At 43.5% G+C, this 21627-nt stretch carries 23 protein-coding genes; 7 read left to right on the top strand and 16 right to left on the bottom strand.

The annotated features are described in order from the left end of the window. Positions 1 to 24: 24 nt before the first annotated feature. From BLQ81_RS03125 to BLQ81_RS03130, 3 genes are read right to left on the bottom strand one after another with little or no spacing between them, the layout of a single operon-like run. Positions 25 to 726, bottom strand: coding sequence for an anaerobic ribonucleoside-triphosphate reductase activating protein (locus tag BLQ81_RS03125; RefSeq protein WP_245693153.1), 702 nt, complete (start codon positions 724 to 726; stop codon positions 25 to 27). Beyond that, positions 692 to 862 (bottom strand): anaerobic ribonucleoside-triphosphate reductase, encoded by a 171-nt coding sequence (gene nrdD, locus BLQ81_RS22900; protein ID WP_139183554.1) that lies wholly within the window; start codon positions 860 to 862, stop codon positions 692 to 694. Before nrdD ends, BLQ81_RS03125 begins: the two co-directional genes overlap by 35 nt. Then, positions 846 to 2966, bottom strand: coding sequence for a ribonucleoside triphosphate reductase (locus tag BLQ81_RS03130; protein WP_092728491.1), 2121 nt, complete (start codon positions 2964 to 2966; stop codon positions 846 to 848). The genes nrdD and BLQ81_RS03130 overlap by 17 nt, the downstream gene beginning before the upstream one ends. Before the next feature lie 320 nt (positions 2967 to 3286). On the opposite strand from BLQ81_RS03130, the gene nadA reads away from it, so the two are divergent. The 6 genes from nadA (at position 3287) to BLQ81_RS03160 (ending at position 7918) form a co-directional block, all read left to right on the top strand. Next, the gene (nadA, locus tag BLQ81_RS03135; RefSeq protein WP_092728492.1) at positions 3287 to 4213 is read left to right on the top strand and encodes a quinolinate synthase NadA; all 927 of its coding nucleotides are present in this window, start codon (positions 3287 to 3289) and stop codon (positions 4211 to 4213) included. Between the two features lies 1 nt (position 4214). After that, complete coding sequence (locus BLQ81_RS03140; protein ID WP_092728493.1) at positions 4215 to 5729, top strand: L-aspartate oxidase; 1515 nt, start codon at positions 4215 to 4217, stop codon at positions 5727 to 5729. Beyond that, positions 5677 to 6096, top strand: coding sequence for a 6-carboxytetrahydropterin synthase QueD (queD, locus tag BLQ81_RS03145; protein ID WP_092728494.1), 420 nt, complete (start codon positions 5677 to 5679; stop codon positions 6094 to 6096). Before BLQ81_RS03140 ends, queD begins: the two co-directional genes overlap by 53 nt. A gap of 98 nt (positions 6097 to 6194) precedes the next feature. Beyond that, positions 6195 to 6923: an iron-sulfur cluster repair di-iron protein gene (gene ric, locus BLQ81_RS03150; RefSeq protein WP_092728495.1), complete on the top strand. Its 729-nt coding sequence runs from the start codon at positions 6195 to 6197 to the stop codon at positions 6921 to 6923. A 35-nt stretch (positions 6924 to 6958) separates the two neighbouring features. After that, positions 6959 to 7336 carry a hypothetical protein gene (locus tag BLQ81_RS03155; RefSeq protein ID WP_175454162.1) on the top strand — a complete coding sequence of 126 codons (378 nt, stop codon included), beginning with the start codon at positions 6959 to 6961 and terminating at the stop codon, positions 7334 to 7336. 9 nt (positions 7337 to 7345) lie between these two features. Continuing rightward, complete coding sequence (locus tag BLQ81_RS03160) at positions 7346 to 7918, top strand: TonB-dependent receptor (RefSeq protein WP_092728497.1); 573 nt, start codon at positions 7346 to 7348, stop codon at positions 7916 to 7918. A 121-nt stretch (positions 7919 to 8039) separates the two neighbouring features. Here the strand turns inward: BLQ81_RS03160 and BLQ81_RS03165 are convergent, their stop codons facing one another. The 8 genes from BLQ81_RS03165 to BLQ81_RS03205 all read right to left on the bottom strand — a co-directional run bounded on the left by BLQ81_RS03165 (position 8040) and on the right by BLQ81_RS03205 (position 16127). Further along, complete coding sequence (locus BLQ81_RS03165) at positions 8040 to 8315, bottom strand: hypothetical protein (RefSeq protein WP_139183555.1); 276 nt, start codon at positions 8313 to 8315, stop codon at positions 8040 to 8042. 290 nt (positions 8316 to 8605) lie between these two features. Then, entirely contained in the window at positions 8606 to 10099 is a 1494-nt protein-coding gene (locus tag BLQ81_RS03175) for an MFS transporter (protein WP_092728500.1), read from the bottom strand. 18 nt (positions 10100 to 10117) lie between these two features. Beyond that, complete coding sequence (locus BLQ81_RS03180) at positions 10118 to 10372, bottom strand: DUF6755 family protein (RefSeq protein ID WP_092728501.1); 255 nt, start codon at positions 10370 to 10372, stop codon at positions 10118 to 10120. Positions 10373 to 10384: 12 nt separating this feature from the next. Further along, entirely contained in the window at positions 10385 to 10891 is a 507-nt protein-coding gene (locus BLQ81_RS03185; RefSeq protein ID WP_092728502.1) for a QcrA and Rieske domain-containing protein, read from the bottom strand. A 13-nt stretch (positions 10892 to 10904) separates the two neighbouring features. Beyond that, the gene (locus BLQ81_RS03190) at positions 10905 to 11477 is read right to left on the bottom strand and encodes a 4Fe-4S dicluster domain-containing protein (RefSeq protein ID WP_092728503.1); all 573 of its coding nucleotides are present in this window, start codon (positions 11475 to 11477) and stop codon (positions 10905 to 10907) included. A gap of 16 nt (positions 11478 to 11493) precedes the next feature. After that, entirely contained in the window at positions 11494 to 13710 is a 2217-nt protein-coding gene (locus BLQ81_RS03195; protein ID WP_092728504.1) for a molybdopterin oxidoreductase family protein, read from the bottom strand. Between the two features lie 11 nt (positions 13711 to 13721). Continuing rightward, positions 13722 to 14777, bottom strand: a complete 1056-nt coding sequence (locus tag BLQ81_RS03200; RefSeq protein WP_092728505.1) for an MFS transporter — start codon at positions 14775 to 14777, stop codon at positions 13722 to 13724. Between the two features lie 12 nt (positions 14778 to 14789). Then, a complete protein-coding gene (locus BLQ81_RS03205; RefSeq protein WP_092728506.1) occupies positions 14790 to 16127 on the bottom strand; it encodes an MFS transporter in 1338 nt (445 codons plus the stop codon). Between the two features lie 110 nt (positions 16128 to 16237). Between BLQ81_RS03205 and BLQ81_RS03210 the strand changes: the two genes are divergently transcribed. Beyond that, positions 16238 to 16630 (top strand): TonB-dependent receptor, encoded by a 393-nt coding sequence (locus BLQ81_RS03210; protein WP_092728507.1) that lies wholly within the window; start codon positions 16238 to 16240, stop codon positions 16628 to 16630. 118 nt (positions 16631 to 16748) lie between these two features. On the opposite strand, the gene moaCB is transcribed toward BLQ81_RS03210, so the two are convergent. The 5 genes from moaCB to BLQ81_RS03235 form a co-directional block, all read right to left on the bottom strand. After that, positions 16749 to 17660: a bifunctional molybdenum cofactor biosynthesis protein MoaC/MoaB gene (gene moaCB, locus BLQ81_RS03215; protein WP_092728508.1), complete on the bottom strand. Its 912-nt coding sequence runs from the start codon at positions 17658 to 17660 to the stop codon at positions 16749 to 16751. 37 nt (positions 17661 to 17697) lie between these two features. Further along, entirely contained in the window at positions 17698 to 19251 is a 1554-nt protein-coding gene (locus BLQ81_RS03220) for an MFS transporter (RefSeq protein ID WP_092728509.1), read from the bottom strand. A 185-nt stretch (positions 19252 to 19436) separates the two neighbouring features. Then, positions 19437 to 20027, bottom strand: a complete 591-nt coding sequence (gene mobA / locus BLQ81_RS03225; protein WP_092728510.1) for a molybdenum cofactor guanylyltransferase — start codon at positions 20025 to 20027, stop codon at positions 19437 to 19439. Then, entirely contained in the window at positions 20024 to 20362 is a 339-nt protein-coding gene (locus BLQ81_RS03230) for a cyclic pyranopterin monophosphate synthase MoaC (protein WP_092728511.1), read from the bottom strand. Before BLQ81_RS03230 ends, mobA begins: the two co-directional genes overlap by 4 nt. After that, positions 20363 to 21622 (bottom strand): pyridoxal phosphate-dependent decarboxylase family protein, encoded by a 1260-nt coding sequence (locus tag BLQ81_RS03235; RefSeq protein ID WP_245693154.1) that lies wholly within the window; start codon positions 21620 to 21622, stop codon positions 20363 to 20365. Positions 21623 to 21627: the final 5 nt, after the last annotated feature.

The raw sequence follows: 21627 nt of genomic DNA on the forward strand, positions 1-21627 counted from the left end.
TTTTTTGTGTTATAATAGTGAAACTCAATTTCTCCAAACTACATCATTCTGATTCAAAACAGGTTTTTGACTTTTCCCCAAATCTTCTAAGGTCTCCTTATCCCCATTAAAATGCTGAAGATAATAGGTTTCGGTGTAGCCTTTTTCTCTCAGCCAATCCTCCATTTTTTCTATTTCTCCTGCAGTCAAAAGCTTTGAATGAATGGTGGTCCGAACTTCAAATCGAAGGGATGAGGAGAGTAGGAATTCGAGCGATTTTTCAAAAGCTAAAAACAAGTCTGATCGGGTAATTTTCCAGTAATTGCCTGCCATAGCCTTAAAGTCCAAGGCTACATAGTCTACCAATTTCTCCTCAACCAACTGGCGAAGTACCTCGGGCCGACTGCCGTTTGTGTCGATTTTTACTTCAAACCCCATGGCTTTTACTTCCATAGCAAAAGATATAATTTGAGGATGAATCGTACATTCTCCTCCACTGAATACTACTCCATCCAATAGGTCCCTACGGGAAAGCAAAAATTCACGAACATGCCCCCAACTCCGCTTACCCTTGCCAAGCACAATCTCGGGATTGTAGCAATAGCTGCAGCGCATGTTGCAGCCGGCAAACCACAGGATGCAGCCTGTACGATCCGGGAAGTCAAGCAACGTAAAAGGGGAGATACTGAAGACAGGCCTCCCCTTTTCCAGGCTACTCGACAAAGTGGGTGCGCTGCTTGTGTTCACCTTTTTTACCGATGTTGAAGCTTTCCACGGGTCTGTGATAGCCCATTACCCGGGTATATACAAGGCATTTTGTGCGTTTTTCCTCATGGTTTTCGAGTAAATACTTGGTGTTGATTTGTTCAGTGCTTGTCTGCATGGTGTATTGGATTTTGGTTTAAATCATTCAAAAGGGCTTCGTCACATGTTGGACAGTACTCATGCTCTCCATTGAGGTAGCCATGAATCGGACAGATGCTGAATACCGGAGTCACGGTGATGTAAGGAAGCTTAAAGTTGGAAAGGACCTTTTTGACTAGTCTGCGGCAGGCTTCAGGCGAGGAGATTATCTCACGCATGTAGAGATGTAGGACTGTGCCTCCGGTATACTTGCATTGGAGCTCATCCTGAAGGAAAAGTGCCTCAAATGGATCGTCGGTATAGTCCACCGGGATTTGGGAGCTGTTAGTGTAATAAATATTTTCACCCATTCCAGCCTGGATAATCTCCGGAAAACGCTTCTTGTCTTCCTTGGCAAATCGGTAAGTGGTACCCTCTGCAGGCGTGGCCTCCAGATTATAGAGGTTACCGGTTTCCTCCTGAAATTCCTTCATTCTTCGCCGTACATGCTCCAGAAGTTCTGAGGCTATTTTTTGACCAAAATTTCCCGTGATATCTTCAGATCCTTCCGTGAAATTGAGGATCATTTCATTGAGTCCGTTGACTCCGATAGTGGAAAAATGATTTCGAAAATGCTTCAGATAGCGCTGAGTATAGGGATACAGTCCCCGATCATACATGTCCTGAATAAAGACTCTTTTCTTTTCCAAGGTTGATTTGGCAATCCGCATGAGGAAATCCACTCGCTCGAATAAGGCAGTTTTATTTCCTTGATACAAATAGCCCAGTCTAGCCATATTGATCGTCACCACGCCAATACTACCTGTCATTTCTGCACTCCCAAAAAGTCCATTTCCCCTTTTTAACAATTCTCTCAAATCCAATTGAAGTCGGCAACACATGGACCGGACAGCATTGGGCTTGTAGGCATGGGGATTTTCGACTCTTTGTCCATTTTCATCTACAGTGTATTGACTTCCGATGAAATTCTGGAAATAAGAAGATCCGATTTTGGCTGTGTTTTCAAAAAGAAGATCAGTATTGGATCCATACCAATCAAAATCCTCAGTGATATTGACCGTGGGAATGGGGAATGTAAAAGGCTGCCCATTGGCATCTCCTTCGGTCATGATCGTGTAATAGGCCTTGTTGATCAGGTCCATTTCCACTTGAAAATGCTTGTAGGTCAATGCTTCCAAAGAATTCACGCCTCGCTTTTTAGCCTTTTCCATCAGCAAATCCGAATCGATACCCATGAAAAGGTGCAGGTCATTTTTAGTCGGCATTTGGTCTTTGAGATCCTCAGGAACAACCCAATCCAGCGTCACATTGGTGAAAGGCGATTGGCCCCAGCGTGCGGGCACATTGAGGTTATAGACAAATGAGCGTACGGCTTTCTCAATTTCTTTATAGGAAAGCTGATCCTTGAAAACATACGGTGCCAAATAGGTGTCAAATGAACTAAATGCCTGTGCCCCTGCCCACTCACTTTGCAATATTCCCAGGAAATTGGCCATTTGCCCCAAAGCCTCCCGAAAGTGGGAAGGAGGCTTACTTTCGACCCTACCACGCACACCGTTGAAGCCCTCATTCAATAAGCCTCTTAGGCTCCATCCTGCGCAGTAGCCTGTGAGGCAATCCAAGTCATGGATGTGAATGTCTCCATTGCGGTGGGCATAGCCTTCTTCTTTGCTGTAAACTTTATCCAGCCAGTAGTTGGCGATGATTTTTCCAGCCACATTGTTGACCAAGCCGGCATTGGAATAGGAGGTATTGGCGTTGGCATTGATTCGCCAATCGGATTGACTGATGTATTCTTCGATAGTCTGTGTGCTGTCCACTAAGGTCGTGTCCTCATTAAGTCCTGCCACATGCTCCCGCTGCATTTTACGGGTATGGCGATAGAGCATAAAAGAGCGCATTACATCAAAGTATCCTGCGACAAAAAGTTCTTTTTCAATAAGATCCTGGATTTCTTCAACGGCCCAGACAGTCTTTGATTCAAGATGACCGAGTATTTTGTTGAAAATGGACAGGTCATAAGAAATTGAAACAGATTGAAAACCCTTCTTCAGGGCATCTTCTATTTTATAAGGAGCAAATGGTGCGTATTCTCCATTGCGCTTGATGACAAAGTGATCCATAGATTGAAGGTTTTGGGAGAAATTAGACAAAGTAATTTTAGAGAAAAAAACAGGCCATTCGGGAGATTTTGGAGGTAATAATGGTCAGGACAGACACTGATTTAAATCATACTTTTTTGTCTGAAATAAGAGCCTTCGGGCTTGCGGTCTCTTGCTTTAAAGGGTATTTTTATCTTTTTATTAACAACTAAAATTGGGAATTCGGCTCATACTATCCTTGGCTTTGGAAGACAACAAGTTTCAACACGGGCAGATGTCTGATTTTCAATCTATCAAGTCTGAATAGGTATGGATTTTCCAACTTGAAACCCCACGAAAGTATGAGAATTTTACAGGAGCAGATCCGAAAGAAATTAAAAGAGAAAAATGCAGTCCTCTTGGCACATTACTATCAGAGACCTGAGATTCAAGAAATTGCGGACTTGGTAGGAGACAGCTTGGAATTGGCCCGAAAAGCCTCCCAAGCAACTCAAGAAGTAATTGTCTTTGCAGGTGTTCATTTTATGGCTGAAACTTCCAAAATTCTAAATCCAAACAAGAAAGTGCTTATTCCGGATTTAGATGCCGGCTGTTCCTTAGCCGACTCTTGCCCAATGGACGAATTTCTGAAATTCAAAAACCTTTACCCCGAACATCTGATTGTCTCCTATATCAATAGCAGTGCTGAAATCAAGGCACTCAGTGACTACATTTGTACCTCAGCAAACGCTGTAAACGTGATCAAATCCATTCCCGAGAACCGTCAGATTATATTTCTCCCGGACAAAAATTTAGGAAATTATTTAATCCGGGAGACAGGCCGGAATATGCTACTATGGGAAGGTGCCTGTTCAGTCCATGAAACATTTTCCATAGAGAAGCTCATGCAGCTGGTCCAACATTACCCAAATGCCAAAATTTTAGCTCATCCTGAATGCAAACGCGAACTCCTGCTTCTCGCAGATTTTGTAGGCTCCACCTCCGGTATGCTCAAATGGATTCAGCAAGACGATCATCACACATTTCTTATAGGTACTGAAGCAGGAATCCTTCACCAAATGCAGCTAAAGGTCCCACAAAAGACCCTGATTCCTATTCCTGCACATGAAGACAACTCCTGTGCTTGCAGTGAATGCGCATATATGAAGGTGAACACACTATCGAAACTTTTAATCTGTCTAGAAACCGAATCCCCGGAGATAGTGCTGGATCCGGAACTCAGTGCCAAAGCTCTGATTCCAATTCAGCGCATGCTGTCGATATATTAATATGGAAGAACCGGAAATAATCATAATTGGAAAGGGAATTGCGGGAATGGCTACAGCCATTTACTTGGCTGAAAACAGCAACAGCCTAAAAATTCTATTGCTTGATAAAAGTGATGACAACGACTGCTCCACTCGATTTGCGCAAGGTGGACTTTCGGCTGTTTGGTCAGAAAAGGACAGTAAAAAAAAGCACTTGGAAGACACACTTCGCGCGGGAAGATATCAAAACAACAAAAGTGTGGTCAAGGATTTTGTCGAAAATTGTCCAAATCGAATTCATGATCTAATCCGATGGGGTGTAAAATTTGATCTAAATGCAGATTTCTCCCAATCACTCCATCGTGAAGGAGGGCATCAGGAATCTCGTATCCTCCATATAGGCGATCATTCCGGGCAGTCAATTCATAAGGTTTTACTTTCGAAAATTCAACAAATTAAATCCATCAAGGTCTGGAATTCGGCCTATGCTGTGGATCTGATTCAGCAAAACAAGTCCTGTTGCGGAGTCAAGGTCTGGGATGAAATTAGTGAAACACTCTACTTCCTGAAATCCTCCGCTGTAATCCTGGCCACAGGAGGTTCCGGTCAAGCTTTTCCCATGACTACCAATCCGCCCGTCGCTTCAGGAGATGGCATTGGGTTGGCAGTTCGGGCTGGACTTCTCACCGAGAACATGCACCATTTTCAGTTTCATCCGACTTCCATATGGACAGGACACCTAGGCACCGTCCCCCTCATTACGGAGGCACTTCGTGGCTCAGGAGCACTGATTATCAATAATTTGGGAGAGCGATTCTTATTTCGGTACGATCCCCGTGGTGAATTGGCCACTAGGGACGTCATTTCCCAGGCTATTTGGGAAGAGCTTAATTCCAGCCCAAGCAGACAGATCTATCTGGACGCGAGACACCTGGAAGAATACTTTTTAAAAGAATATTTTCCACACGCCTATGATACATGCGAAAAACTCGGATTGAACTTAGCCATCAACCTAATCCCAATCAGCCCGGCAGCACACTATCAATGTGGCGGTATACCTGTGGATCCAAATGGAGAAACCCGCATGAAAAATTTATTTGCGGTTGGGGAAATAGCCTCCACAGGACTTCATGGAGTCAATCGACTCGCCTCAAACTCTCTACCGGAAGCTTTGGTTTTCGCCAAAAAAATTGCTGATAAAATTTGCTCAAAAAGGAATGAAATATCACCTGAATATGTAGTTTTATCCGGTAAACCTACTACTCCTCCCATTGTTTCCAATTCTGAGATTTTTAGGTTTAAGGTTTTCGTTCAGAGGGTTTTACTGGGCGAAAAATTAGACGTTGTACCCATTCTCCTATCCATTCAGACTACCTATGAAAAACTGGATTTATTCATAGATCAGCATATCATTGACCAAAACCTTTTATCTAATCGAAACATCCTTTACACCCTGTATGAAATCTTAAATTCATTTCTTGAAAATGATTTACCTCACCAAAAAAATCGAGTTCGAAGCAGCACATCGAATCAGTAACTATCCAGGAACTTGCAGTGAAATCCATGGACACACTTATTACCTTGAAGTAACTGTCTCCGGAAAAGTCGACTGGAATACGGACATGGTTCTGGATTTCAAAATATTGAAAAGCATCATCCAAACAGGTGTAATTGATCATTTTGACCATGCCCTGATCCTAAAAAGGAATTCAGAAAATGAAAAAATATTTTCTTCTTATCCCGGAAAAATCGCCTGGATGGAATCGGAACCGACTGCTGAACAAATGCTGCTTTGGATCGTGTCTTCAATTTCACCCCTTCTACCCGATGAAATATCTCTGGCCAAATTGAAACTACACGAAACCTCCGGAAGCTGCGCATCCTGGAAAGATAATAAAAGATAATTTTATCTTTTATTAAAATAATTCTTAAATTTGGGTACTCAAGGGCTTCATCAGTTCTTTTTCTTACACTTAATCCCGGACAACTTTATCCGTTTAATATGGAAACACTTGCCCAATTACCCATTCGAGAGATTGTTGCCAAAGATTACAGAGCTGCCTTGGTTTTCCGGGCATTTGGAATTGATTTTTGTTGCAAAGGAGATCTCACCCCTCTGGAAGCTTGTACCCGGAAAAAGATAGACCCTAAGGAACTATTAAATAGGTTGATAGAAGCCTTTACTTCTCCAAGAGAAGAACAGTTTGATTTTGCTTCCTGGCCACTGCCGCTTTTGGTAAAATATGTAGAAACCAAACATCACAAAATGATCAGAGATAGAATCCCCATGATTCAAAATTTTCTCAAGCGCGTCGTCAAAGTGCACGGAAACCATGAACCCCACCTTCGAAAGGTTAAGCAGCTTTTTGACAAAGCAACCCAAAACTTGGCTGAGCATTTGAAACGCGAAGAATTAATTATTTTTCCCTATATCAAAAAAATCTCCGGGGATCAGAATCGGAGAAGTCTACTACTGGGCCCGGCATTTGAGCCCATTAGAGAAGCTATTCACAAACTTATGGAGGAGCATGAACAGGAGGGAAACTACCTGAACGAAATCAGAGTACTCACCCATAACTTCACACCGCCAGAATATGCCTGCAACACTTATAAAGTAGCTTTTTCTCTGTTGGAGGAGTTTGATAAGACTATGCAAAAGCACATGCATCTAGAGCATCATATTCTTTTTCCAGCAGCTTTATCCATCGAATTAGACCAAGACTTCAATTAACCCAGAATTCCCGAATCAGTATTCCCGCCTTTCTCTTGCCCGTCGTGTTGATAGGGCTTGTTGCCGGCATTTCGGGAGGATGGATCCGATTGGGAAGTCCGATAATTCCTCTGGCTGAAGCCGGATTGAATCACGGACTGCTTATGGTGGGAGAATTTTTGGGTTCGCTGATATCCCTCGAACGGGCCATGGTCATGAAAAAAAAGATCTGGCTGATCATTCCCCTTTTCACTGGTCTTTCCGGCATATTCTTTCTGATTAATCTGGACCAAGCGGGCATGGGAGCCCTATTGGCCGGATCTTTTGGACTGAGTGTGATCATGCATTTTCAGACCATTCGACACCCTTTTTTCCACAGTATTCTCCTCTACCTGGGAGCTGTTTGCTGGTTTATCGGAAATTTTCTTGCCTGACATTTTGGGATGATTGCTGAAGGAAGTACTCGGTGGATTGGATTTTTGCTTTTCACAATCGTCGGAGAACGATTGGAGTTAAGCCAGTTTCTACCCGTACCCACCTGGTCTAAGCAGGCCTTGGGCATACTCCTGAGTTTATTTTTCATCGGTCTAGTCCTACCCTTTCACGGTATCGGAAATGAAGTCATGGGAATGGCAGGGCTACTGATCTCCGTATGGCTGTTAATTTTTGACATGGCAAAAGTTGCCGCAAAGAAAAAGGCTCAATTCCGATACATCGGTGTAGGACTTCGAGTCGGATATCTCTGTCTAGGAGCTCAGGGATTGATCTTGCTATTCATGGAAAGTCACCCGCTATTTTATGACCTGGTGCTTCATACTTTCTTCTTGGGATTCACTTTGCTGGATCTAAACGTAAGTTATCCCCTTGGCAAAATGCTCCTCCTCAAAGGGGGCATCCAAAGTCTCCTGGATGAAACCTTTTTCGAACACTTGTCATGCCCGATAGGCTTGGATAGAAGTCCGATGTATGCGCCGGGAAGAAACTTCTTTGTAATGGTTAGTTTTAAGTTTCCATGATCGGATGTAATAAAAAAAGTCAGATCTACCGGGTTTTCAAAACCTTATAGTTCATATTTGAAAAAAAAAGTGGCTTGAATTCTATTTCAAGCCACTTTTTTTTAGTGTCAAGAACTCCTCTTTAATCAGGCCTAGCCACTTCCATGACCTTAAAAATATGAAGCAAATCAGGGAAAACCGCATCCATGAAAACATTAAAAAGGTGATTGGTGCCGTATTGTGGTAAGAAGGAACGGTCTTTTTCCTCTCCGTTTTTCGAGTCGCTGAGGATTTCTCTTCCCAAGGCAAACTCCACCTTTTTACTTTTTACCGAGTCCAAACTGAACTCTTTTTTAAGATCCACCCCTAGATTCCAACCTGAAATCGGGAGTTGGTTGAAATTCTCACCGGTTTGCATATAAGTAAAGCCGCTTGTTTTCAGCTTTTTGGGGCTCCCAGACTGAAAACCAGAAAGACCGAATGTTTGCCTAAAAAAACCTCTCCGGTATTTTTTCTCTTCCCTCATTCCAAATAAGCAAAAAAAAGGAAATAGCCCTCGAACCTTTCTCGTATCGCACAAATTGAGCCGTTTTAAATTGATTAGGCTGCTCGTAAGTGGTCTCCGAAAGCCGGGCATTTGCCATCTGGAAAAATCCAAACATCCAAAAAACCTCAAGCAAATTCCATTTTGATTTCACAATCTTAGCTTTAGTGGTGATCTATTTTATCTGCCAAATCAGGTGCTTTTGACTGGAGCATATTTTTGGTGACAACAGACATCCACCAAAAGCAGCCAATTGAAATCACCAGCATCAACATCCAGCTGCTCGTCCAAATTCCTGTACCTTCCAAGAGATAGCCAAAAAGAATGGGACAAAAGAATCCACCAAGCCCTCCGATTACGCCTACCATTCCCCCTACAACTCCGACTTCATTAGGGAAATAGTCAGGAATAAACTTATAAACGGATGCTTTCCCGATTCCCCATTCAATTCCCACGATCAAGGTAAGCAAAGCAAACACCCACATATTAGCCTCAAAATTGATCCTTGTTATCCCTTTTACAACAAGTTGCCTTTTTTCCACTTCATCCCCTGCTTTCACAACTGGTTCTTGCCAGGAAGATTTTTGGGGGAAGATGGGGGTATTCAACGACTGGACTTGGTCTGAGGAAGTCATTGGATAAAAAGAATAGGTCTTTCCATTGTCCATGACGATTTCATCAGATGCTACCTCAGCGACAATTCCCTTTTGAGTGGCATTGATTCCTTTTCCGGGAGAGAAAATTTCCATTTTAGGAACCATCAGTAAGGTGCTGATCACTATTGACCATTTGAAGACTCCAAACATGACCTTTCTCGCACCAAATTTATCACTCATCCAGCCTCCCAGAGCCCGGATAATTCCAGAAGGAAGACTGAATAAAGAAGCAAATAGCCCAGCAATGACCAAACTTGTCCCATAGACATTGGTGAAATAGGGCACCAGCCACTGAGAAAAGGCAACAAAACATCCAAAAACAAGGAAATAATACAGTCCGAATCTCCACACACGGATATTTCCCAATGGCTTGAGCGTTTGGGCCATTGTCCGGGTGGATAGAGCCGGTTTTTTATTTTTTGCCAAAAGGGCAAGCACCACAGCCATCGTTACTAAAACCGCGGCATAGATCATCGGCAGCATCTTCCATGCCTCCGGATTTTGACCGTTTTGAGTGAAGGTGTTAAGTAAGGTGGGTGCTAGCAAGGTGGTAATTGCGGCACCTGCATTTCCTGCCCCAAAAACACCCAAGGCTCTTCCCTGCCAATGTTTTGGATACCATACGGAAGTGTAACCAATTCCCACTGCAAAACCTGCCCCAGCAAGCCCAAATCCAAAACTCATCAAGGCGTACCAAGTAAATGAACTTGTAAAACTCAGGAGAAACATGGGTACCGAAGTCAATAGAAGCAGGCCCACAAAAATCCATTTTCCGCCGTATTTGTCAGTAAGGATCCCTATAGGCAGCCTCATCACCGAACCAGTTAGAATCGGGATTCCCAAGAGCCACCCGATCTGAACTTGGCTCCAATTAAAGATACCATTATCCACCAAGTAGGTGACCATGACCCCGTTGAATGTCCATGCGGCAAAGCAAAGCGAAAATGCGAGGGTATTTAAAATCAAAATCCGGTGTGCGCCGGCCGGGATAGATTCGTTCATGATCCAGCTGGTTCAATCCTACTTTTTCATTTTCCGTTTGATCGGTTCCGGCAAGTACTTCATAAGCCAGAATGAAGCAAAAGCAAATACCAGAGACCCTACAGCGGTGGTAATCGCAAAATTGAGATTTTCCTGAAGGGCATTATTGAGTGTACCGAATAGAAACCAAATCTGAATCGTGACAAAAAGGATCAACAGAAAAATAATTCCGGTCATCAGCGTGTTGGTCTTATTGGGATGTGCCTCGTTTTGAGATTGTCTGAAATCACTCATAGCTTTTTGAGATTAGGATTGTTGGGCTTTAACAAATACTTGACCTTCACGGATCACCACTTCCAGTTGGGGAAGACGTCTAGGAGGCGGTCCCTGAATTACGTCGCCGGTGCGGGGGTTAAAATAGCCCTTATGGCAAGGACACTCTATCTGACCGAGGTCATGACGGTACTTCACAGCACAGGATAAGTGGGTACACTTTTGTTCAAAAGCTCTCCATTCTCCATTACCGAGGTTGATCAATAAATAAGGAATAGTCTTGGATCCTTCTATTTCAAACATGAATGAATCTCCCTCCCTTACTTCACTTTCCATGCAGATGGCATGTTCGCCTTCCAGTGGTTTTTCGGGAAAAGCCAAAGATTTGACTACGATTGCTGTGTTACCTACAGCCAATGCCCCTGATAATAAGGTTAGAAATTTGGCAAATTCCCGGCGGGAGACGTGAGTCGCTTCTTTTTGTTCAATTGGGAAATCCTGCTTCCATTTGGGGATTTCTGAATTTGGGTCTTTGGACATAGTGAAGGGAAAATTAATCGTGAATTCTCAGTTCGGTGCTGCCTTTTGGCATCATGATATTGACTTTGGTATTGACTTCTTCCTGACCAAAGAGAAATTTATTGACTGGAGTACTGTTTGGACGGAGTTTTTCTATTTCTTCACGGGTACCATAAAAAAGGGCCTGACTGGGACATACAGTCGCACACATGGGTTTTTTTCCGGCACTGGTCCGATCATAACACATGTTGCATTTCATCATTAATTCAGCTTTTTCTTCTTTTTTAGGTACTCCAAAAGGACATGCGAGTACACAATTGGAGCACCCAATGCATCTGGAAGTATTGGCAGTATGCACGACACCAAAATCATCCTTGGTGATGGCATCTGCAGGACAGACATTGGCACAGACTGGATCGTCGCAGTGCATGCAGACTTGGACAGTGGTCTGCACAGAAACTGCCCGCTCCACATAGTGAATGTGTATCATACTTTCCTGTCCGTTAGTTTCACACTCAGCACAGGCCATTTCACAGGCATGACAGCCAATACAGCGCTGCATATCCACAAAAAACTCCATCTGCTGATTATATTGAGGGTTTTGCATGGTTTGGGTCGTTAGGTTAAAAACTTTGAAAGGCTGATTCTTTGATCTTTATGGAGGCTATTTTGCCCGTTGGTACTAACATACAGGCACAGACTTTGAACTCAGGAATCTTACTCACCGGGTCTAATGTCCCGATTGTCAATTGGTTAGCAGATTGTTTCCCACCCCAGTGGTAAGGAATGAAAACAGTATCCTCACGGATAGTCTCAACCAATTGGGCTGGAAATACCGCTTCTCCTCTACGGGTTTTGACCATTACCTCATCGCCATCTTTAATCCCATACTGATAGGCAAGTTTGGGATGGATTTCCAAGAGGGGTTCGGGATATTGGTCAACCAGCTTACCGATTCGTCGGGTCTGTGAGCCACTCAGGTATTGGGATACCACCCGGCCCGTAGTCATGACCACTGGATATTCCATATCCACTACTTCAGACGGTTCACGGTATGGAACGGGGTTGAAATGAGCTTTGCCGTCAGGCGTTTTAAATTTTTTATCTTCCCAGAGTCTCGGTGTACCGGGATGATCCTCTGATGGGCAAGGCCAAAACACCCCCATATTTTTCTCTATTTTTTCATAGGTAATGCCAAAATAGTCGGCAGTACCACCCTTGGAAGCTACCCGAAGCTCATTGAAGGTATCCTCTGCTTTTTTATAAGCGAACTTATCCCCCACTCCGAGTCTTTGGGCCAGTTCAATTAGAATATCACTGTCTTTTCGGGCCTCTCCCGGAGGAGTTACTGCTTGATTTATCTTCACTACCCGACCTTCAGCTGTAGTCACCGTCCCCTCTTCTTCCTCGTGAAGTGAGCCAGGAAGGATCAAGTCTGCATGCCTTGCAGTTTCATTTAAAAAAAAGTCAATGGCAACGTAATATTCCAATTTTTCAAAGGCTTCCCGGACAAAATTATTGTTGGGTAAGGAAACCAACGGATTAAAGCAAATCGTGATCAAGCCCTTTATTTCTCCCCGATGAATGGCTTCTATGATTTCATAAGCCGAAAGTCCTTTTCCGGGCATTTCTTTTTCATCAATCCCCCAGACCTCCGAAATGTATTTCCGATGCTCCGGATTGGTAATGTCACGATTTCCAGGAAGTTGATCGCACTTGTGTCCATGTTCACGCCCCCCCTGTCCATTTCCCTGTCCGGTGATGGTTCCGTAGCCACAATAGGGCCTTCCGATTCGACCCGTGGCCAACACCAGATTGATGCAGCTCAGGACATTGTCTACTCCTTTGGAGTGATGTTCAATTCCTCGGGCATGAAGGAGGAAACTGGTTTTGGCCTTTCCCCACCACTCAGCGGCTTGTTGGATTTTGGCAGCCGGAATCCCGGTTTTCTCCTCAGCCCAAGCCAAATCGTAATCCTTTACCGCATCGATTGACTCCTGGAATCCTGAAGTATAGTTGTCAATAAAATCATGATCCAGCCAGTCATTATCTACGAGGATCTTCAGCATTGCTCCAAAAAGTGCGGAGTCTCCTCCGGGTCTCACAGGAAGATGAAGATCTGCTGTTCGGGCAATAGGTGTCACCCGAGGGTCTATCACGATGAGTTTTGCACCATTATCTCTTGCCTGCCAGATGTAGTGGGTAAGCGTGGGAAAGGTTTCTGAGACGTTTGTGCCTGCAATGATGATCACTTCTGCATGTTTGAGGTCCTCCCAAGTATTAGAAATCCGATCCAGGCCAAAAGCCTTTTTATTTCCAGCCCCGGCACTGACCATACAAAGTCGACCGTTGTAGTCAAGATTTGCTGTTTTCAGCGCTACCCTGGCAAATTTCCCGACCATGTAACTTTTCTCATTGGTCAAAGAAACTCCGGAGAGCATGGCAAAGGCATCTCTCCCATGAGAATTCTGGATTCGCTGAATTTCACTGACCGTTTTGCTCAACGCCTCCTCCCATGAAGTCCGCTCGAATCCCTTCCCTTCTACCCTTTTATAAGGTGCTAAAAGCCTGTCACGATGATTGTTTTGGAGGTAGCGCTGCACCCCTTTCGGACAGAGACGACCTTCATTGAATGGGAACTCCATCCAGGGCTCAAATCCAGTTACTTTATTATCCTTTACTTTCAGTTGTATACCGCATTGCATGCCACAAAAGCAACAATGCGTTTTGACGAGTTTATCAGGTTCATGAACCCCGGGAAAGCCCTCTTTTGGTGTATAACCTTTATGAGGACCGAACTGATCGATAATTGATTCTACTGAAGATGGTAATTTTGCCATGATATTATTTTTTATCCGAAGAATGCTCCTGCATTTTTTCTTGCCTCAAAATGTGCTTTTGCCAAAGCTGCCCGCTTTCCTTCCGGACTTAAATCTAAATGACTACTGCCATCTTTGAGCGTGAAATCAAAACCCAATTCCTTGCTTACTTCTTTCAGATCCTGAATGTGAAGTTGAGTAGCAAACTCCTCTTTGGTATGGGGGCAGACTGCCATACCACGTTTTCTGCCTTCATATCGATACAAATTGGCCCCTAGCTGTGCCAGGCGTTGAAAAATATGAAAGAACTTGCCAAAGGGGATCCAAACTAGAAACAGGATGACTGTTACCGCATGAATCACCGCCATAAATTGGTAGGTTTTTCCCTGAAGGAAGGTATAGTCGTATGATATCCCCAGTCCGGTGATGGATATTGCTATCAATAGAATCAAGGGCAACCAGTCTCCTTCAAAAGTCTGCGTTGCGATCAGGCCACCATCGGTCAGACGTCGCTTCACCATCATCACCGCACCAATGGTCACCAATACAGAACACCAGACAAGTGCATGAAAGGCCATAAAAGCAACAAAGGAGCCCAGCTCGAATGAACCCATCTCAAAGCCAAAGACCTTGGCATAATATAGCATGTTGTTCCCCGGCTTAAACTCAAAGTGAATCCATCCCAAAGTCAAGGGGATAGTGACAGCAAATGCGATCAAGCATCCTGTAGCCAACAAAAAGTGGCCAATCCAACGGGTACGGCTACGATGATAAATAAATCGCTGAAAAAGGATATTCTGGAAAAACAGCCTGATACTTCTGACAAAATAAAAGGGGAAATCACGGCTAAAAAGAAACTGCATGCTTCGCCTCCAATACAACCTCGTCGGTGGCCGCTGTAGCCAAACTGAATACCGATAGGCAACTCCAAACACGGCAAAAATGGCCCCCATTAAATAGGCAATAAGGGCCGCGTCGAAATTCTGAAGGTTTCGTGAACCCAAGACGACCAACACTATCACTGCAAATGCAGCTATTGTTGCTTTAATAAAGGCCGTTCGATTTAAAGTTTGAATTAATCTATACATCTGGATCAATATTTAACAAGGTTTTTCAGCTCCTTTTCTATTATAAAAGTACCAGTTGATCAAAGTAGCTACGATCAGAAAACTAGCCAATACCCAGAAAAACCCTGTGGCATAACCAGATGCCCCTATGAAGGCGCTAATCGTCATGGAAAACACAAAAGGACCATAGGCCCCGATTGCAGCGGTCCAGCCGATTACCCCTGATGCATGAATAGGATTCTCTTTAAAAATGACCGGAAACTGCTTGAACGTGGAGGCATTCCCAATCCCAGTGAAAAAGAAAATCAAAAACATCAAGGCGATGAAAAGCCCCATTTGGTCAATTCCCGAAGGCTCCAATAAGTTAAAGAAAATAATCAAAACTGTAACTATAAACATCCCTATTCCTGAAATAGTAGTGAGAATTGCTCCTCCGGTCTTATCAGCCACGAATCCAAAGCCGACACGGGCAGCAGATCCGATAAGGGGGCCGTAAAAGGCATATTTCAAAGGATCGAGCCCAGGATCAAATTGACCGTAAACGGATTTTAACAAAAGAGGAAAAGCAGCTGAAAGCCCTGCAAAGGTCCCAAAGGTCATGAAGTAAATAATGGTACAATACCAGGTGTGTTTTTTAGAAAAAATCTCAAGTTGCTGCTTAAAACTGGATTTGATCGGTATACTTTTTAACAAAAACCAACACAAAACAGCAACGACTATCAAAAGAGGAGCATACCAAAAGGCAGCACTCTGAAGGTAAATTTCACGGCTGACTGACTCGCCGGCTCTATTGCTCAAAGTTAAAACCTGAGGTGCGCCATATAGAGCTACTCCAAGCATCATAGGTGTCATAAACTGCGCGATACTTACGCCGAAATTCCCAATACCGGCTTGTATGCCCAAGGCGGCTCCTTTCAAGCGAGCGGGAAAAAATAAATTAGTCGAAGGCATGTAAGAAGAAAAGTCACCTCCTCCAAATCCTGCAGTCAAAGAAAGAACCACGAACACCCAAAATGGGGTATTGGGATCCATTACCGCAAACCCCAACCCGAGGACTGGGATCAGTTTGATGATGGTTGAAATCGAAATTACATGACGGCTACCAAATATCGGAATTAAAAAGGTATGGATAATTCTGAGGGTTCCGGCAGCCAAACCTGGAAGTGCAGCCAACCAGAAAAGCTGACTGGAAGAAAAATTAAACCCAATCCCATTCAGTCTGGTGACAATCGCGCTCACCATAAACCAAGTGGCAAAAGAAAGGGTCAAAGAAATGGTCGTAATAGTCAGGGTACGCCAGGCGACCTGCTTACCTGTGGAGTTCCAGAATACCGGATTTTCCGGTTCCCAGATTTTGAGCCATGTATTCATGCTTGAAATTTATTTAGGAGAGAAGAGTAGTTTATCTTTGCAAGTTAAATTCAGTATCCTCGAAAAAACATGATATAAGTCAGGAGGCAACTTGATCTTTCAAATTCAACATGGCTGATCTGGATGGGAAGTCTGAAGAATACCCGGACATTCACCGGTTAGCCCTTAGTTCAGTAGACAAATTCGGCCTATTTCACCCGTGTGGACCACCGGCAGGGCATTTTCTGGATGGCAAACTACACACCGGAGTCAGTCTCCGCTTTGTAACAGTCCAAAATCAAGTCACTGAGGTATTTGGTGAAAGAACCACTCCCGGATTCACTTTGCTGGATCTAAACGTAAGTTATCCCCTTGGCAAAATGCTCCTCCTCAAAGGGGGCATCCAAAATCTCCTGGATGAAACCTTTTTCGAACACTTGTCATGCCCGATAGGCTTGGATAAAAGTCCGATGTATGCGCCGGGAAGAAACTTCTTTGTAATGGTTAGTTTTAAGTTTCCATGATCGGATGTAATAAAAAAAGTCAGATCTACCGGATTTTCAAAACCTTATAGTTCATATTTGAAAAAAAGTGGCTTGAATTCTATTTCAAGCTGCCTATATAATTTACGAGACCTCCTCTTTAATCATGCCTAGCTCCTTCCTTGACCTTGAAAATATGAAGCAAAGCCGGGAAAACCGCATCCATGGATTCTGAGGCTCCATTCGTGGACCCGGGAAGCCCCAATACCAGCGTATCGCCTATCAAGCCGGCCACTGAACGGGAAAGCATGGAATACGGCGTCCGCTGTTGGCCATAATTTCGGATGGCTTCCTCGATGCCGGGAATTCTTCTTTCTAAAATCCCTTCCAAAGCTTCCGGGGTCACGTCCCGCTGCGAAAGCCCTGTGCCACCTGTAAAAATCACCAAATCCATTTTTTCGCCGACAAATTGGGCGCAAAGTTGCCGGATTTGATCCTTCTCATCCGGAATGATCCGGTAAACGGGTACATGAACTCCCACTTTCTCCAGTTTTTCTTTGATCACCATCCCTGCCCGGTCTCCTTTTTTACCGGCCGAAATGGAGTCTGAACAAACAATGACGGCTGCTCGCAGGGACTGATCCAGATCCTTTTTACGATCAGACTTCCCTCCATTTTTCTCTACCAATTTGATCTGCTCAATGCTGATTTTTTTATCGATAGGCTTTAGCATGTCGTATATGGTCAATGCAACCACCGAGGCGGCATGCATGGCTTCCACTTCCACTCCCGTTTTATAAATCGTGTGGATTTCCACAAAAACGGTCACTTCCATCACTCCTAATTCATAAGAAATCGCAGTGAATTCGACGGGTAGCGGATGACAATCCGGAATCATGTCTGCCGTCCGTTTAGCCGCAAAGAGCCCAGCCACACGGGCGCATTCGAGCACATTGCCCTTGGGGACTGTCCGGTTTTGGATGGCCTGGATCGTTTCGGGCAAACTTACTTTTACGATCGCCTGGGCAATGGCCTTTCGCAGGGTGGGAGATTTATGGGTAATGTTGATCATTGATTCAATTCATTTAAATAATTACCAGTTACTAATGTTAATGTTCTTCTGCAAAAGAGCCTTCGGGTTCTTTTAAAAAAAACAGGCAATATATAGTACTAAAGGACGCACCTGCGGAAGCAATAAAAAAGAAAGTATTGGTGTCAACCAGCGAGTAAATAATCAAATAGATAACTGCCCCAACATTGCCATAAGCGCCTGCCATACCTGCTATTTGTCCAGTCATCTTTTTATTGATCATAGGTATGATAGCAAAAGTAGCTCCCTCTGCTCCCTGAACAAATATCGAACATGAAACAGTAATGATTACTGCCACAACCAACCACCATAAACCATTGAAAGTCGGCACGAGTTCATTGATGCCATTGTATTCAACTGGACCGGCTTTGCCTATAAAGCCCATCAATATAAAGCCTATGGCAATCCCTACCATATAAATAATCATGGTACGTTTACGGTTTTTCATAGTATCGGACAAAAATCCTCCCAAGGGACGTGCAAACAAATTAACAAAGGCAAAAGAAGATGCAATTATTCCGGCCAAGGTAGCTGTCATGATGGGTTGATTGTTTGCTCCAACAAGTGAAGAAAATGTCGTTTCGAAAAACATAGGCAGCATGGAAACAACTGCAAGCTCGGCCCCGAAATTAGCAAAATAGGTACTGTTTAATGCGGCTACACTTCCCCAGTTGTATTTTTCATTTTCAGGTATGCCTTTTTTTAAATTGGGTAAATTCACCTGAAGGGTTTTAATTACATGGCCTACATACAGTAAGACAAGGACTGCATAAATAACATAAAGCCCTTCATCTGGAATCATCGCTTCTCCGTCAATTTGTATCTTTCCTATCCGCCATGCCAAAGCCCCCATAGCCCCTACCAGAGGAAAGGACCAGAGCAGGTATTGTATTAAATCTCCATAAGAAGTTACTGTCATAGGTTCTGCCTTTCCTTTTACCGCTTTACTGCGCTTATTTTCAGGCATGTCTTTGACCAAAAAGTAATACATCACACCATAAACCAATGATACCATACCATTTAAAGCGAGTGCATAGCGCCAAGAATCTTCACCAAGATTAATCCAATCTTTCAATACAGTTAAGGCAAACCAAGGTAAGGTCATGGCCGCAAAGGCAGATCCAAAATTACCCCAACCTGCATATAAGCCTTCAGCCCGACCGATCATTTTGGGAGGAAACCAGTTAGATACCATTTTTATACCTATTACAAAGCCTGCACCAATAGAACCCAAAAATAAACGGGCGACAGCCAGCTGAATGAAAGAGTTGCCAAATGCAAAGAAAATTGCAGGTATGGCCATAATCACTAATAAACCTGAAAATACCACACGAGGTCCATATTTATCAATCAGGGCTCCAACTATTATTCGAGCGGGTATTGTTAGCGCCACATTACAAATTGCTAATATTTTTATATGCTCAGGGGTGAGCCAGTCTAAGGAGTTTAACATGGTGGTGGCTATCGGCGCCATGTTAAACCATATATAGAAAGTAACGAAGAAGGCTATCCATGTATAATGTAATACTCTGATTCTTTCCTGGCTAAAGTCCAAAAATTCTGGTTTTTTCATAACATGAAGGTATTAGGTGTGTAATTATTTTTCTGCTATACGTTTTGATAATGATCAATTATTCTCAATAAATTTATAGACTTAGCTCCGATAAAAACCGAATAGGATTGATAGTCTTCAATATTGCTTATGCTTCAGTATAGCTTATGTTTTTGTTATCTAATTTCAACATACCTATAGATTAGTTAAAGTTTTTTATTTTGCCATGTCATGGCATTTTCCTTGTCTTGTAGGGTATTGATATTTTGGAAGGATTCAGGGTTTTGAAGAAAATCTTTATCCAGATTCAGCTTCAAATGGGGTGAATTATGGATGAAGTGCTGAAATTTCAACTTATTTTCTTGGATATGTAATCTTAGACTGGGAAGAAGGTATGCAGGATAGATTCCAGGAAAGGGCATGATTTTACCGTGCAGTTCTGTGATGAGCATCTGATTTTCATCCGATTGGGAGATGAACCTTTGAAGTACCTCCAGACTCAAGAAAGGCATGTCACAGCTTAACAGTAAAATAGGACTGCTAGGAATAGAATGGATTAATGCCGTATACAATCCCCCCATGGGGCCTTTTTCAGGTATAATGTCTTTGATTACTGGTACGTCAAACTGTTTGTAATCTTGATGGTGTGCAATAATGGTTATGGGAAGGCCAAAACCGGTGACTTTTTCCAATAAATGCCTGACCATGGGTTTGCCGAAAATTTCTACCAGCCCTTTTTCCTGTTCCATTCGGCTGCTTTTCCCTCCGGCTAAGATGTAAATATTCAATGCCTTCATACCACTATCAATTTGATGGCAGCAAACAACAGCATAACCGTGAGGATGTATTTGAGTACATTCAAATTAAGACAACTAGTTCCCAAATAAATTCCTAAAGCTCCTATCTCAAAACTCACCCCAGTGAATTTGACAGGAAGCGGATGACAATCCGGAATCATGTCGGCTGTCCGTTTGGAGGCAAACAGGCCAGCCACACGGGCGCATTCGAGCACATCACCCTTGGGGACAGTTCGGTTTTGGATGGCCTGGATCGTTTCGGGCAAACTTACTTTTACGATCGCCTGCCCAATGGATTTTCGCAGGGTAGTACTTTTATGCCTGATGTTAACCATTTAAATGGGGCTTAGATTTTTGGATGATATCAAATCCTGAATAAAGTCTTTGAGATGTTCGATTTCCACGTGATCCATCAGGACGATTTTGTACCATTCGTTTGATTCATCGTGACTCTTGGGAACCAAGTTGTATTTGTGTGCCAATTCTGCCGAGATGGCCTCTGCATGAATAGTCACAATGTTCATTTCGGGCTCACGGAAATAAGAGATCCCCAATTGGTCTAGCTGTCGGCAAAGCCAATTGGTTCGCATCTTGATCACGGAGATTTTCTCAAACCATTTGTGGGGGCCATAAGTGGTCAATATCACCCATACTGCTACGGCATTGGCTCCGGACCGACTACCGCACAGGGTCAGATCCATTCCTTCCACATACTTTGCCTCATCAGTGAGCGCATTTTCAATCAGCCCTTTTCGGCAAACAAAAATGCCTGTTCCATAGGGAGCCTGAAGCATTTTATGGGCATCAATTGTTAGCGAAGAAATATCAGGATTGGTAAAATTGATTTCGTTTTCAAAATCACCAAAAGGATACACAAAACCCCCATAGGCCCCGTCTATATGAAGCCTGAACGGCAATTGGTATTCTTTAAGAATCCGGGTGTATTTTTTGGGATCATCCACCGAGCCAAACATCGTAGTACCCATATTCGACACCACAATGAAGTATTTTTTACCCTTAGCCAAAGCCTCCCTGACCGAATCCCGTATGGCCGATTCTTGAAGTTCGCGAGTTTCAAAATCAACAGGTACTTTGATCCAGTCCAACATCAGCAGGTTAGAAGCCTTGGGAATGGAATAATGGGTGTCCTCGGATGCCAGAATGACTATTTCCCCCAGCTTGGCTTGATGATATTTGATATACTCGTTTCGATAAATCCAAATCGCCTGTGCATTGGCCTCAGTCCCTCCGGGAGATATGTATCCATCATACTGCCCTTCCTCAATTTGAAAAAGGTCTACGGCAATCATATTCAGAACCTCCCGCTCAATGGCCTGTGTGCCTTTAAATGCAAACTCAGAGGTACCAAAGGTATGGCAGCCGATATGATTTGGATTGGCTATATAGGTACTCAAGACAGGCATCTCCCTCAAAAAAAGAGATTCATTGGAAAAAACTTTCTCATCTAATCGAGAGGCTGGGTAACCCAGATTGGCATCTTTGGAGAAATCCACGTTATCTTTCAGGGCCTCCTGAACCCGACTCAACCGTTCCTCGGATGTGAGCTTTTTCCAATATTTCATTTGAATTTTCATAGCTG

The sequence above is a fragment of the Algoriphagus alkaliphilus genome (assembly GCF_900103735.1).
Classification (GTDB): Bacteria; Bacteroidota; Bacteroidia; order Cytophagales; family Cyclobacteriaceae; genus Algoriphagus; species Algoriphagus alkaliphilus.